This is a genomic window from Kocuria sp. ICS0012 (assembly GCF_001665945.1).
GTDB lineage: Bacteria > Actinomycetota > Actinomycetes > Actinomycetales > Micrococcaceae > Kocuria > Kocuria marina.
The window spans coordinates 1-13,967 of the sequence record NZ_LZMM01000058.1; the positions used below are offsets into that span (position 1 = coordinate 1).

Here is a 13,967-nt window from a genome sequence, read left to right on the forward strand (position 1 = left end):
CCACCCACCCTCCCCATCTATTTGTGGGTGTTCACCCGGAGCAGGTGGAACACCGTGTCCTGGGTGGCCAGGTTGAAGTTGTCGTCCGCCGCGAGCACGAGGGATGCGTCACCGTCCGCGAAATCCGGACCGAAACTCACGGCCTCCACGTTCCCGGGGGACATCCCCGATACGGCCAGGTCGATGACCAGTTCCTTCTTCATCGGGATTTCCGTACCCGTGAGGGCCGCCGAACGGGATACATCGGTGGCACCCTTGGTGCTGGCCCGGTAGACCTGGATCTGGTTCTCACCCTCGACGTACTGACGCTCGATCACCAGGTAATCGGCCTTGCTCAATTGCAGCATCTCGGAAGCGCCGCGGTCGCCGCCGGTCGAACCCCGCGGGACGGACATCGGCTCGGTCTCGTAGACGTACTGGGCCAGGTCGTGACCGGTCCGCCGGTCGAGCTGGGTCAGGCGCAGCGGACTCCCGGTCTCGGGTGAGGCGACCGGGCCGTCCTGGACCAGCGTTGCCTCGTTCATCACGGAGAACGTGGTGCCGCACGGCCCCAGGGTCAGATTCTCCAGCGCGAGGTTGTTGCGAACGCCCCGGATCTGATTGCCGCTCCGGTCGAACGCTGGGAGGTACTGCCGGGGCACGTCGAACGCGCGAACGAAAGCCCCTGTGCCGGTCATCTCCCGAATGGCCGGGGCGAGTCCCTTGGTCACGTCTCCCTCGTCCGTCCAGAGAGCCGTGTGCGAGGTGCGGTCCCATCGGATGGACTCCGGATCCACGGAGTTCTCCGGGTACGGGGAGCCATCTGCGCGCTGGAGCACCGTGGTGTCCGCGACGGAGTACCCCGGTGCGTCGAAGCCATCATCGTCGAAGGGTAGGTCCAGGGTGTAGAACCTGGCGGGTGCTTTTTGGGAACGGTCGTCGCTGAGGGCCAGATAGGAACCGTCCTCGGAGCGATAGTCCACCCCGGAGATCCCGCCGAAAGGCACGCCGTTCACGCTGCGCAACTCGTTCGGCAAGACCATGCTGTCCACGTAGCTCACCTCGAAGGCGTGCCCCTTGTGATGCCCTCGCCCCGGGCGGTGCTTTTTCCCGTGGCGACGATGCCGATCGTGATGGGCCCCGTGATCTCCCCGGTGCTCGCGTACACGGTGTCCCTGCGTGTTGGTCTTACCCTCGTGCGGGTGGGTGCCCGGTGCGGGAGAGCGGTCGTGCCCTCCCATGGGGACCTGGACGGCGGAGCCGGTGTTCACCGCCGGCGCCGCGGCCGCGGCCGGTCCCGCGGCAAATAGGCCGAACCCCACGGTGATCGCGGCCGCAGGGACGAGTGATCGGTGCATGGCGGTACTCCTCGGTCTGACCCGCCCGGGTCGGCGGTGGGTGTGCCGCAGACCCTACGAGCGTCCGGAAACCGCGAGGTGACCGACCGGTGAACGTCTCTGCGCGACGTCGGGCCCCGGTATGTCCGGGATGGCCGGGCGCCGCGCGGCACGGCCGTCGACAGCGAACGTCGATCGAACCCGTCCGGGCTGGCCAGAAACCGGGCAGGGGCAGGCCTGAGATGGACCCGGGCATGTCACGGGGCGTCGCCGGGGGTATGGGCGCGTAGCCGGAGCCGTTCGGTGACGAGGGGCAGGGACAGCCCAGAATCGTCAGGCATGTCCTTAAACTACTTAGTTCGCGTGCCGGGTGAACAGTGTTCGTTTACGCTGACCCCGTGAGTTACTGGGACCATCGCAAACCGGTGCACCGCACCCGCGCCGTGGACGCGGACGAGATCGGCCGAACCGCCGCCGCTCTGCTGGATGCGGGCGGGCTCCGGGCCCTGACGGTCCGCGCCGTGGCCGGTCGGTTGAACGTGGCGCCGGCGAGCCTGTACTCGCGCGTGTCGTCCGTGGACGACCTGTTCGACCTCGGGCTCGACCACGCGCTCGGCGCCGACCCCGCCATGCGACACGCGGTGGACACCTGCGAGCTCACGGACCTGATGCTCGCCTATCACGCGCACCTCACGCGCCACGGGTGGGCGTGCCTGGTAATCGGGATGCGTGCTCCCATGGGACCCCACTACCTCCGCTTGTCGGAGCGGATGATCGCTCTCCTGGACGAGCTCGGTGCGCCCGATCCCCTCAGTGCTGCGTACACACTCGCTAACTTCACGCTCGGCAGCGCTCTGACACAGCCGATGGCCCCTTCCGAGCGCGCCGCCCCGGTCGATGCGGAGATCGCGCCGCGCTATGCCCGCCTGCACACCGAGCACCCCGTGGACACCGACGCCGTCTTCCGGTCGGGACTCACGGCCCTGACCCGAACCGCGCTGACACGGGACGACACCGACGGCGCCGGACATGGTGGCGCGCGGCAGGGGCCCCGATGACCCGGTTCATGGAGCGGTTCCAGATACCCCTCTACCTCGCGGCGCTCGCGGTGGGCGCGCTCGCCGGCTGGTGGGCCCCGGGCCTCGGCGGCCTCGCCGCCCCCGCGGTGACCCCGGTGCTCGCGGCCCTGCTGTACGTGACGTTCCTGGGTATCCCGCTGCGCCGCGTGGGCGAAGGTCTGCGCGACCTGCGCTTCATGGCGTGCCTGGTGATCGTCAACTTCGCGGTCGTCCCGGTCATCGTGTTCGCGCTCGTCCGCGCATTCTCCATCGAGGGCCCGATGCTGATCGGGGTGCTACTGGTCCTGCTCACCCCGTGCATCGACTACGTGATCGTGTTCTCGGGCCTCGCGGGCGCCGCGAACGACCGGTTGCTCGCGGCGTCCCCCGTGCTGCTCGTCCTGCAGATGCTGACCCTGCCCCTGTATTTGTGGTCGTTCCTGGCGCCCGACGTCGCCATGGCCGTGTACTGGGGGACATTCGCCCAGGCCCTCGCGGTGGTGATCGTCATCCCTCTGGTGGCTGCGGCAGTGACCCAGTGGGCCGCAGCGCGGTCCCCGGTGGCCCGGCGGTGGGGCCGGCTCGCCGGTGGTGCCATGGTCCCGCTCATGATGCTCACCCTCGCGACCGTGGTCGCGTCCCAGATCGCCCTCGTGGGTTCACGCGCGCAAGCGCTGCTGCCGCTCGTACCCGTCTACGTGAGCTTCGCAGCGCTCATGACGGCGCTCGGCTGGGCGGCCGGTCGCCTTGCCGGCCTGCGCGTCCGCGAGCGCCGCGCGGTGCTCTTCAGCGGGGTCACGCGCAACTCCCTGGTGGTGCTGCCGCTCGCCCTCGCGGCGCCGGACGGCACGGTCCTCGCGCCGCTCGCCGTACTCACGCAGACCTTCGTGGAGCTGCTCGTCATGCTCGCACTCGTCGGCCTCGTGCCCCGTCTGGTGCGCTGAAGCGGACGACGACGCCGCGGCGCCGGGGCGTCGCGCGGACCCGGCCGAGCGACGTCGTCTCACGCCACAGGGGTGTCGCGGGGTGGAAGGTCGAGAACTCCCAGCCCGCGGGGGTACGATTCCGGCCATGCCTACCAGTCCCACGAGGACGGGCGCGAGACATGCCTCGTGGCGTGTCGTTCTGGTGCTGGTCCTGCTGCTGGTGCTGGTGGCGGCCGTGGTCCTCATCAGTGTGAACCCGTTCAAGTCCGCGGAGCCGCCCACGACCGACTGCACCCAGTACGGGCTGCGCGCGGACGACTCCCGAGCCTTCCCCCACTCGGTGACCCTGGCCACGCAGCCGACCACCCAGGACCAGACCCAAGCCGGGGCGCTCGGCCACCTGGAGCAGACCTACACGTACCGCGGGACCACGAGTTCCTACCACGTGATCGACGGCGGGGTGGACGTCTCCAAGCCCGTGGGGCTCGTGATCGACCTGCACGGGGACGGCGGGGCGGAGTACTTCGAACCGGGTGGGCGCACCACGTGCCTGTCCGCGATCGCGGCCTCCCACAACGACCTGTTGGCCGTGCCCCTCACACCCGACTGCCAGGGCGAGTGCACGTGGTGGCAGGGGATGAGTGCCAACATGCGCTGGTTGCGCGCTTTGACCGAGAACCGGCTGCTCGCGGACCTCCCGGTGCAACGGGACCGGGTGTCGTGGTTCGGGTACTCGGGTGGCGCGGAGATGCTCAGCTACGGGGTGCTCAGCGGTGCCCGGGACCTCGTGACCGGCGGTGCGGCCATGGTGGGCGGTGGTGGCGCGCCGGACGGGCTGTCGAAGGTCCCGACCCGCCAGGAGAAGGCCGAGGTGCGCATGTGGTGGTTCACGGGTCTGCTGGACAACGGCTCAGATCCCGCGTCCGATTTCGACGCCGTCACGGCGGCCACGGAGGGTCAGCGCTTCTACGAGAAGCGCGGCTTCACACGCACCCGCCTGGAACTGATGCCGCACCGCGACCACTTCAACATGCCGGACGCCGAGATCCTGGACGAACTGCTCGCGGCGGACGAACCCACGCCCTCCACGTGATCTACGGAACACGATTCACGGGCACACGGGGGGGGAAGTCCGTGGGGTGGGTCACGTTGAGTAATTCTTCAGCATGACATCCCCACCTGGGTGATGCCGGGACCGACACCGTACATTGCATCCAAGTTCATGCTTGTCGTATTCTGGCGACGTAATCTGGGCCAGCAGGGGGATATTTTCGCTGGACGCCATTGCGCATCTTCCGGATGTCACGCTGCCGTATCGGTCGGGGGACCCATCGGCATGATCCATACGTTTGCAGCACCGCGCCTCGACCGAGGACGACGTCCGCATCTCCCTGCACCACCGGTCCTTAGCAAGGGGGAGAGTACTAGCAGTGGACAGCCAAGATCTTAGGAGCGGAGTCCGAGCGCTCGCGCCGGACAGGGCCGTGTACCCGGTGGAGGAACCACCGGCACCGCGCACCCTCGTCGACATCGTCCTCGAGACGGTCGCGCAATACCCGGACGCCATCGCCTTGGAGGACGAGAACGAGAGCGTTCCCTACGGGGAACTCGAGGACCGGATCGAGACCCACGTCCAGCGGTTGTGGGACATGGGCATCGGACGCGGGGACCGTGTGGGCGTGCGTGTGCCCTCCGGCGGCGTGGACCTGTACGTTGCCATCCTGGCCACCCTGTTCGCCGGCGCGGCCTACGTGCCCGTGGACTGGGACGACCCCGATGAACGCGCGCGCACCGTGTGGGAGGAAGCCGGCGTGGCCGCCGTGTTCGGTCAGGGGCTCGAACTGACCCGCAACCCGGCCGTGACCACGGGTGAGCAGACCGCCACCCCGCGTACCCGCGACGACGCCTGGATCATCTTCACCTCCGGGTCCACCGGTAAGCCCAAGGGCGTGGCGATCTCCCACCGCTCCGCCGCGGCACTCGTGGACGCCGAGGCCCTCATGTACCTGCAGCGCCGCCCGCTCGGTCCCGGTGACCGCGTGATGGCGGGACTGTCCGTGGCTTTCGACGCGTCCTGCGAGGAGATGTGGCTCGCGTGGCGCCACGGCGCCACCCTGGTGCCCGCACCGCGCAAGATCGTGCGCTCCGGCCCGGACCTGGGCCAGTGGATCGTGGACAAGGAGATCACCGCGGTCTCCACCGTGCCCACGCTCGCATCCCTGTGGCCCAATGCCGCACTGGACCGGGTGCGCCTGCTGATCTTCGGCGGCGAGGCCTGCCCCCTGGAACTGACCAAGCACCTGGTGCGCCCGGGCCGTGAGGTGTGGAACACCTACGGACCCACCGAGGCCACCGTCATCGCCACGGGCGCCCTGCTCAACGGGGAGGCCCCAGTGCGCATCGGTCTGGCCGTGCCCGGGTGGGAACTCGCTGTCGTGGACGCCGACGGCCAGCCCGTGGGCTGGGGTGAGACCGGCGAGCTGATCATCGGCGGCGTGGGTCTGGGCCGCTACCTGGACCCCGCCAAGGACGCCGAGAAGTACGCGCCGCTGGAATCCCTGGGCTGGGACCGCGCGTACCGCTCGGGCGACGTCGTGCGCGCGGACCCCGAGGGCATCGTCTTTGCGGGCCGTGCCGATGACCAGGTCAAGGTCTCGGGGCGGCGCATCGAACTCGGTGAGATCGACACGCAGATGAGCGCCGTGCCCGGCGTGAAGCTCGGCGCGTGCGCCGTGCACTCCACCCCGGGCGGTGGCAGCGTGATCGCGGGTTACCTGGTCCCCGAGTTCGAGGGCTCCGTGGATCTCTCCGAGGCGCGGCGTTGGCTCGTGGAACGACTCCCGGGGCAGATGGTCCCCGCGCTGTGCATCATGGACGAACTGCCCATGAAAACCTCCGGCAAGGTGGACCGCAAGGCCCTTCCCTGGCCGCTGCCCACGTCCAACGACGACGGCTCCGAGTCCCTGACCGGGGACCTCGCGTGGCTCGCGGAACTGTGGGCGGACCAACTCGGACCGCTGCCGTTCGGCCCGGACAGCGATTTCTTCGCAATGGGTGGCAGCTCCGTGGCGCTCGCCCGGTTGGTCTCCGCGCTGCGCAAGACCCACCCGGACACCGAGATCGCCAAGATCTACGCCCACCCCACCCTCGAGGGCATGGCCGGTTACCTGGCCACGCTGGGGGAGTCCCACGACGTCAAGCGGGACCCCGAGCCCACCCCCGCGAGCACCGGCTGGCTGCAGGGGCTGTTCATCCTGGCCCTGAACTTCCTGAACGGGTTCCGCTACGTGGTGGGCGCGCTCATCGTGGTGTGGCTGCTGGCCGTGGTCGCGGACGCCGGTTGGGTCCCCACGCCGCCGTTGTGGCCGCTCGTCCTGGGGTGGCTCGTGATGTTCTCCCTGCCGGGGCGCGTGTTCATCGGCGCTGCCGCGGTACGCGCGCTGACCGCGGGGTTGAAACCCGGGCACTATCCGCGGGGGAGCTGGAACCACCTGCGCGTGTGGGCCGCCGAGCGCATCGTGGTCTACAACAAGTACGACGTCCTCACCGGCACCCCCATGGCCCGCGGCCTGCACCGGTTGTTCGGCAACAAGATCGGTAAGGGCGCACACCTCTACAACACCCCGCCCGTCACGGGTCTCGTGAGCGTGGGGGAGCACTCCACCCTGGAGTTCGAATCGGATCTGTCCGGCTACTGGCTGGACGGGGACGTCTTCCACGTGGGCGCCATCGAGATCGGTGACAACGCCCGCGTGGGCACCCGCACCCTCGTGGATCCCGGGATGCGCGTGGGCCACGGCGCCGAGGTGCTGCCCGGCTCGCACGTCAGCCGCAACGTCCCGGACGGCGAGCTGTGGGGCGGTTCCCCTCTGCGCCACCACGGCTCGGCCGGCCTCACGTGGCCCGAGGAGTCCCCGGAGGCCACGGGCGGCATGAAGACCTGGGGCTCGGCGACGTCGCACCTCGCGTTCTCCGCGGGCGCCGTGCTCGTGGGGTTGTTGCCCTTCCTCGCCCTGATCCCCGGGGCGCTGATCGTGCTGTCCCAGGTGATCACCATCCAGCAGTACGAGGTCGTCTTCCCGATCGTGGCCGTGTGGGTCCCCGTGTTCACCATCGTGACCGCGGTGGTGTGGTTGTTGCTCGTGGTCGCGCTCGTGCGCCTCGTGGCCGGGATGATCGTGCCGGGGTACTTCCCCCAGAACGGTCCCGTGGGGTGGGCCATGTGGCTCACCGAGACGCTCATGCAGCGCACCCTGATCTCCACCTACCCCGTGTACGCGTCCTGCATCACTCCGTGGTTCATGCGCCTGCTTGGGGCCAAGGTGGGGCGCAACGTGGAGATCTCCACCGCGGAGACCATCCCGCACCTCACCACGCTCAAGGACGGGTCCTTCCTGGCCGACCACGCCCTGGTCACGTCCCACCGCGCCGGGTTCGGATGGTTGCACGTGGGTACCTCCGTGATCGGTGAGCGCACCTTCGTGGGCAACTCCGGGATCGTGGGACCGGACCGGGACCTGCCCGCGGACGCCCTCGTGGCCGTGCTCAGCTCCGCCCCGCACCACGCACCCGCCGGTTCGTCCTGGCTGGGTCGCACGGCCGAGCCGATCGCCCGCGCCAAGACCGAGGCCGACGCCGAGTCCACGTTCCGCCCGCAACGGCGGCTCAAGGCGGCGCGTGCGTTCGTGGAATTCTTCCGCTTCGTGCCCGCCATGGTCTCGGCCTGGTTGGACCTCATCATCGTGTACGTCCTCACCGAGATCTACATGTCCCACGGGATGGGCGCCACGGGTGTGGTGGCCGCGTTCGCGTGGTCCGGTGTGGTGCTCACGGTCGCCAGTACCGTGGCCTGCCTGGTGCCGGTGCTCGTCAAGTGGGCCCTCGTGGGCCGCTTCCGACCGAGCGAACGGCCGCTGTTCAGCTCATTCGTGTGGCGCAACGAACTCACGGACGTGTTCGCCGAGTCCCTCGCGGTCCCGTCCATGATCCGCCTGAGCGTGGGTTCGCCCATGTTCAACCTGTGGGCGCGCCTGATGGGTGCGCACATCGGTCGCGGCGTGTGGTGCGAGTCATGGTGGCTGCCCGAGTTCGACCTCGTGCGCCTCGAGGACAACGTGTCCGTCAACCGCGGCACGGTCCTGCAGACCCACTTGTTCCACGACCGGGTCATGCGGATGGAGCCCGTGACCATGCGGCGGGGATCCACGCTGGGCCCCAACAGCTTCGTGCTGCCCGGTGCGACGATCGAGGAGCGCACCACCGTGGGCCCCGGGTCCCTGGTCATGCGGCAAGAGACGGTGCCCCCGGATGGCAACTGGGGCGGTAACCCCATCCGTCACCTCGCACCGGGGGACCAGGCGATCAGCGCCGAGGTCGTGCCCGCGATCGAGTCGGACCACGTGTCCACCGCACCGTTGCTCGGAGCTGCACCGGCGCCGCAGTTGAGCGCGGGATCGTCCGCGATGGCCACGGTCCGCACCGACGTCGTCCCCGCGGGGAAGACCTCCGGTAAGCACGAGGGAGTCACCGAATGACGCAGCAGAGCACGCAAGAAGTCGTCCTGGAGGGTGACCTGCCCGTGGGACAGCGCCCGCAACCGGGGCGCCGTCCACCGCGAGAGGTGTGGTTGGGCGACCGCGGGGACGAGGGCCGCACCGCGGCGGAGAGCGGTCTGTGGACCGCCGCGACCCCGGTGGTCACCGCGCCGCCACGTTCCACGTCCGCACCGCGTCAGGGTGCGGCCACCCGCAACGTGACGAGCGCGGACGGCCGCCGCACCAAGCGCCGCATCATGGGCGTGGACGTGGCGCGTGGATTCGCGCTCATCGGGATGATCGCGGTGCACGTGCTCTCCGCGACGAACGCCGCGGGGGAACCGTCCCTCGAATGGACCCTGTTCGCCGGGCACTCGGCCGCGCTGTTCGCCACGCTCGCCGGTGTGAGCCTCGCGTTCATGACCGGGGGGCGCACCCCGCGCCACGGTCGTGACGGCTCCCGGGCGCGGTTCTCCATCCTGGTGCGTGCCCTGCTGCTGTTCGCGATCGGTCTCACGGTGAACCTGCTCGAATTGCCCGTATACAACATCCTGATCTACTACGGTCTGATGTTCCTGCTGGCCATCCCGTTCACGCTCATGAGTGTGCGGTGGCTGCTGGCCTCGGCCGCGTTCTTCGCGGTGGTCATGCCGTTCGTGATGCAGTGGTCGCTGTCGGTGCTGCCCGCCCACGTGTACGGCAACCCCAGCTTCCTGGAGATCTTCTCGGACCCGGGATCCGTGTTCGCGGAGCTGTTCCTCACGGGCACCTACCCGGCGCTGCCATGGATGACGTTCATCTGCCTGGGCCTGGCGCTGGGCCGGTTGCCCCTGTCCCGCGACCGGGTGCAGGTGCTGCTCGTGATCGTGGGCGCCGTCGTCGCGGCCCTGTCCCGCGGTATCTCCATGCTCATGCTGCTGCGGTTCGACCTCGAGGACGCGTTGATCAATGCGACCCCGTGGATGACGTCCGAGGACGTGTGGAACATCCAGTACTACGGCCCGGACCCCCAGCTGCCGGACACCACGAACCTGTGGTTGCTGCTCACGGGCCCGCACACCAACACCCCGCTCGCCCTGTTCGAGAGCGCGGGCATGGCTATGATCGCACTGGGCGCGTTCCTGCTGCTGTGCCGCGTGATCGGCAAGTGGCTCACGTGGCTGGGTGCCATGGGCTCCATGACGCTGACGCTCTACGTGTCGCACCTGATCTTCATGGCGTTCGTGTGGACGGACGGCACCCCGTGGTTCTGGTACATCGTCCAGATTGTGGTGGCCGCCCTGTTCGCGGTGGCGTGGCAGCACGCCGTGGGGGCGGGTCCGCTCGAGCGGTTCGTGACCCGGGCGTCCAAGGGCGCGGCGGCCGCGGTGATCCGGCCCAAGAAGGCGCTCCCGCGGCGTCGTGCGGAGACCCCGCGGCGTCGCCACTGAGTGATGCCGCTGCCCCGCGGGGCGGATGACGAATGAACGGACCTCAGCCCTGCGGGGCGGGGTCCGTTCGCCATGCCACGGCCAGGCGCGCGTTCTCCCGCGCCGTGGTGCGCACGTCGCTCACGCTCCACCCGCGGCCGTAGTCCGCGCGTGCGGCCGATCCCACGTGGATGCTTGCGGGGTCGCGGGACAGTCCCGTCTGCCAGCCCTTCACCAGCGCTTCCACCCGCACCCATGTGCGCGTCACGGCCACGGCACGACGCCGCCCGCGCACGCGGGAAAGCCGGGCGCGGTCCGCGGGGTGCAGGACGTCGAGCAGCACGTTCGCCTCCACCTCGGACTGCAGACGCTCCACGTCCACGCCCACGGCACGCTGGGCCGTGACGAGAGCGATGACCCCGGCCGTGCGCGAGACCGAGAACCGGACGGGGCGAACGTGACCCAGCGCGGAGGACGCCGCGAGCTCGGGACCGGCGTCACCGCGGGACCCGGTCACCGCCGCCGCGCGACCGTGCACCTCGTGGGGTGCCCCGGTGCGTGGGTCGTGGCTGATCGGGACCTCGTGGGCGGAGCACCCGAGTCGGTGGGCCAGAACGTGGCGCAGAGCAACGCGTGAGACCACGAACAGTTCACGGGTGTGGGAGTCCTGCAGCGCACACGCCCGGGACAGTTCGTCCTCCGTGAGGCAGTCCACGGCGGAGAACGCCCAGGACGAGACATCCTCAAGGTGCAGGACGTGCAGCGTGAGATCCGCCGGTGCACCGGGCACGCGGCGTCGTTGTGCTGCCCACACGGGCTGGCGGTGCGCGAGCGCGTGCGCGCTCATCGGGCGCCACCCGTCGTGCCGTCGACAGCGGACCGCAACGCGTCGTGCAGCTCGCGTGCGTGATCGAACAACCCGTGATGGCCCCCGGGGATCGTGAGTGTGGCAGTGCCCCCGGTGCTCGTCCACCCCGCCATGGACTCCGCCGACGCCGTGTGGTCCTCCTGTGCGTGGACGAGCAGCAGGGGCGTGGCGAGGTCCGGCGGGGCGGCGTCGTAGCTCAACGACGCCCGAAGATCCGCGCGCAACGGGGCCAGGACGAGCTCACGCAGACCAGGGTCCGTGAGCAGCTCCTCGGGGGTGCCCCCGAGCTCGAGCAACCAAGCGGCCAGAGCGGCGTCGTCCTCGAGGATCGACGCGAGGTGCGGATCGCGATCCGGGGGCGCGGCCTTGGCGGAGAGCACCGTGCGCTCGAGCCGACCCGGGCGCTCGCGGTCCAGGGCCGCGGTGAACTCGGCGGCGAGCAGCGCGCCGAAGGAGTGACCGAGCGCGACCGTGGGCCGCTCGTCCGCGTCGAGGATCGGCAGCAGCGCCGCAAGCGCTTCCGCGACGAGCTCCGGGACGTCCACGACAGCGGGTTCGGCCATACGTGATTCCCGGCCTGGACGGCGGTGGGTGAGCACCTCGGTGTCCGCGGCCTGCAGATCGCGGCCGGACAGTGCCCCGGCGCCGGCGTGGGGAAAGACGACGAGGCGCCGTTGCGGGGTGAACGGGCCGGAGAACCACTGGGCGAGGGCCGTGGCGGGGGGTGGGGTCGTAGCCAACTTCCCGGACCTCCTGAATCCTGAGTGTGCCGACTGCCGCCGGTGCCGCGCGTGGGCGACGCTCGCTCGGTACGGTGCCGGACTGTTCCACCGGGCGGCCCTGTGGGGCGTTGCGGCGGGTGCTCCGATGCGGGTCCGGGGTGCTGCGAGTGGGCGTCTTACTGCGAGGCGTCCGGGGGAGAGGCTGCGGTGGGGGGACTTCTCGTCCGCGCTGCGGGAGGACCTAGACTCGAGGTAGGGGGCGCCGGCCCTTCCGTGGTGTGGACGTGGTCCCACAGTACCGAACCCGGCTGGGTGTGCTCCCCCGCAATCCGGGAAGTGACCCGGGTGCATGACGGACGCGGCATGGGAGGAACCCGTGGGGAAGAAGACACAACGAGCATCGGCCACGCCCGCCACACTCGCCCTCGAGCGCGCTGGCGTGCAATTCGAGGCCATGGGTTACGAGCACGATCCCCGCGTCACGGCCTACGGGCGCGAAGCGGCCGAGGCGCTGGGGCTGCCGCCGCAGTGCGTGTTCAAGACCCTGGTGGTGCAGACGGATCACGATGGCTTTGGGGTGTGCGTGGTGCCTGTGGCGCAGAGTGCGGACCTGAAAGCGGTGGCCGTCGCGCTGGGTGCCAAGAAGGCCCGGTTGGCGGATCCCGGGGATGTCCAGCGACTGACTGGCTACGTGCTCGGCGGAGTGAGCCCTCTGGGTCAGCGCACCCGCTTGCCCACGGTGATCGACGACGGCGCTCGGCGGTTGGACCGGATGTACGTCTCCGGTGGCCGACGCGGGCAGGACGTGGGTCTGGCCCCGCGAGATCTGGCCGAGCTCACCGGGGCGGTGTTTGCGGCGATCGCCCGCTGAGGTGGTCGCCGCGATCGCGCGGTGACCGGGCACGGTTTCATCTTCCGACCCTTGACGCGCCATGAAGTGGATCCAGATTTATTCGTGATGAATACTGATTCACTTACCGACACCTCGGCCCTCGCCCCGGAGGGCGCGGCCCGTCGCGCCCGCAAGGAGGCCCGCCGGAACCAGCTGCTGCGTGCGGCCGGTGCGGTGCTGGATGAACTCACCGAACGGGTCCCGGCCGCTGTGGCCGCGGCGGACGAGGACCCGGTGGAGCGGGCGAGCGCCGTCGCGCCCGAGGACCGGCCTCAGAGGAGGCCCGGAAGTCCGCTCGGAGGGCCGTCCCAGAATCCGTCCAGGAGCCCGCTCCTGGACCCAGCCGAGAATCCGCCCCGGAATCCACCCGAGATGAGGAGACGCGTCATGACCGCCGAGCACGAGTTCGAGGACATCCTGTACGAGATCCGCGGCGCCGCGGCCGTGACCACCATGAACTGACCCCAGCGCTACAATGCGTTCCGGTCGCAGACGGTGTACGAGCTCATCACCGCGCTCCGGCTCGCCTGGGCGGACCGGGCTGTGCAATCCGTCATTCTGACCGGTGCGGGCGAGAAGGCCTTCTGCACGGGCGGGGACGTGAAGCAGCGCGCCGAGATCGGCGACTATGGTCCGTCGCCGTCGGGGATGGTCGAGATCGGGAACCTGCACAAGGTCATCCGTGACATCCCCAAGCCGGTGATCGCGGCGGTCAACGGACTCGCGATCGGTGGCGGGCACGTGCTGCACGTGCTGTGCGATCTCACGATCGCCTCGAGCACCGCGCGCTTCGGTCAGTCCGGGCCCAAGGTGGGTTCGTACTGATCGTGGAGGAGATCGCCCGCGGTGACGTCAACGCGGGCTACGTCCAGGTGGTGGGTTCGCTCGTGGGACAGATCCCGGCGTCGTCGGCGTCGCCCGAGACGGCGGAGAAGTACGTGCCGCTCATCACGAGCGGGCGCGGCATCGTGGGCATCGCCCTCTCCGAATCGCACGCGGGCTCGGACGCCGGCAACCCGAGGATGACGGCCCGGCGCACTGACGACGGTTGGGTCATCAACGGCACCAAAGCGGTGGGCCGCGGCCTGATGCGCTGCGAGGACGTCCTGGTCCCGCGCGAGCACCTGATCGGCCCCGGGGGCGCGGGATTCACCCAGGTCATGGAGCTCATCATTTCCCGCGAATCGGCCGGACGCGGGTACGCACCCTAACCGGGATCGACAGCACGACCAGGAGGATTGC

11 protein-coding genes and 1 pseudogene are annotated in these 13,967 nt (G+C 69.8%); 9 read left to right on the plus strand and 3 right to left on the minus strand.

The window, feature by feature from the left end; all coding sequences use genetic code 11:
• Window positions 1-17 precede the first annotated feature (17 nt).
• A complete protein-coding gene (locus A5728_RS09420; protein ID WP_064846792.1) occupies window positions 18-1,337 on the minus strand; it encodes an esterase-like activity of phytase family protein in 1,320 nt (439 codons plus the stop codon).
• Between the two features lie 377 nt (window positions 1,338-1,714).
• Between A5728_RS09420 and A5728_RS09425 the strand changes: the two genes are divergently transcribed.
• The 5 genes from A5728_RS09425 to A5728_RS09445 all read left to right on the plus strand — a co-directional run bounded on the left by A5728_RS09425 (window position 1,715) and on the right by A5728_RS09445 (window position 10,264).
• A complete protein-coding gene (locus A5728_RS09425; RefSeq protein WP_064846836.1) occupies window positions 1,715-2,374 on the plus strand; it encodes a TetR/AcrR family transcriptional regulator in 660 nt (219 codons plus the stop codon).
• Window positions 2,371-3,318, plus strand: a complete 948-nt coding sequence (locus A5728_RS09430; protein ID WP_064846793.1) for an arsenic resistance protein — start codon at window positions 2,371-2,373, stop codon at window positions 3,316-3,318. Before A5728_RS09425 ends, A5728_RS09430 begins: the two co-directional genes overlap by 4 nt.
• A gap of 127 nt (window positions 3,319-3,445) precedes the next feature.
• Entirely contained in the window at window positions 3,446-4,393 is a 948-nt protein-coding gene (locus A5728_RS09435) for a hypothetical protein (protein ID WP_231885599.1), read from the plus strand.
• A gap of 337 nt (window positions 4,394-4,730) precedes the next feature.
• Complete coding sequence (locus tag A5728_RS09440; protein WP_064846794.1) at window positions 4,731-8,834, plus strand: Pls/PosA family non-ribosomal peptide synthetase; 4,104 nt, start codon at window positions 4,731-4,733, stop codon at window positions 8,832-8,834.
• On the plus strand, window positions 8,831-10,264 hold the full coding sequence (locus tag A5728_RS09445) for a DUF418 domain-containing protein (protein WP_082943378.1): 1,434 nt from the start codon (window positions 8,831-8,833) through the stop codon (window positions 10,262-10,264). Before A5728_RS09440 ends, A5728_RS09445 begins: the two co-directional genes overlap by 4 nt.
• A gap of 43 nt (window positions 10,265-10,307) precedes the next feature.
• Here A5728_RS09445 and A5728_RS09450 read toward each other — a convergent pair whose 3' ends face one another.
• Both A5728_RS09450 and A5728_RS09455 read right to left on the minus strand, forming a co-directional pair.
• Window positions 10,308-11,090, minus strand: coding sequence for a 4'-phosphopantetheinyl transferase superfamily protein (locus tag A5728_RS09450; protein ID WP_064846795.1), 783 nt, complete (start codon window positions 11,088-11,090; stop codon window positions 10,308-10,310).
• Window positions 11,087-11,851 (minus strand): thioesterase II family protein, encoded by a 765-nt coding sequence (locus tag A5728_RS09455; protein ID WP_064846796.1) that lies wholly within the window; start codon window positions 11,849-11,851, stop codon window positions 11,087-11,089. Before A5728_RS09455 ends, A5728_RS09450 begins: the two co-directional genes overlap by 4 nt.
• 331 nt (window positions 11,852-12,182) lie before the next feature.
• On the opposite strand from A5728_RS09455, the gene ybaK reads away from it, so the two are divergent.
• From ybaK to A5728_RS14190, 4 genes and pseudogenes are all read left to right on the plus strand, one after another.
• Window positions 12,183-12,704, plus strand: coding sequence for a Cys-tRNA(Pro) deacylase (ybaK, locus tag A5728_RS09460; RefSeq protein WP_064846797.1), 522 nt, complete (start codon window positions 12,183-12,185; stop codon window positions 12,702-12,704).
• An 87-nt stretch (window positions 12,705-12,791) separates the two neighbouring features.
• A complete protein-coding gene (locus tag A5728_RS14810; protein ID WP_231885600.1) occupies window positions 12,792-13,187 on the plus strand; it encodes a hypothetical protein in 396 nt (131 codons plus the stop codon).
• A 12-nt stretch (window positions 13,188-13,199) separates the two neighbouring features.
• Window positions 13,200-13,550: pseudogene (locus A5728_RS09470) on the plus strand (enoyl-CoA hydratase-related protein); the annotation flags it as partial.
• A 2-nt stretch (window positions 13,551-13,552) separates the two neighbouring features.
• Complete coding sequence (locus A5728_RS14190; protein WP_064846799.1) at window positions 13,553-13,936, plus strand: hypothetical protein; 384 nt, start codon at window positions 13,553-13,555, stop codon at window positions 13,934-13,936.
• Window positions 13,937-13,967: the final 31 nt, after the last annotated feature.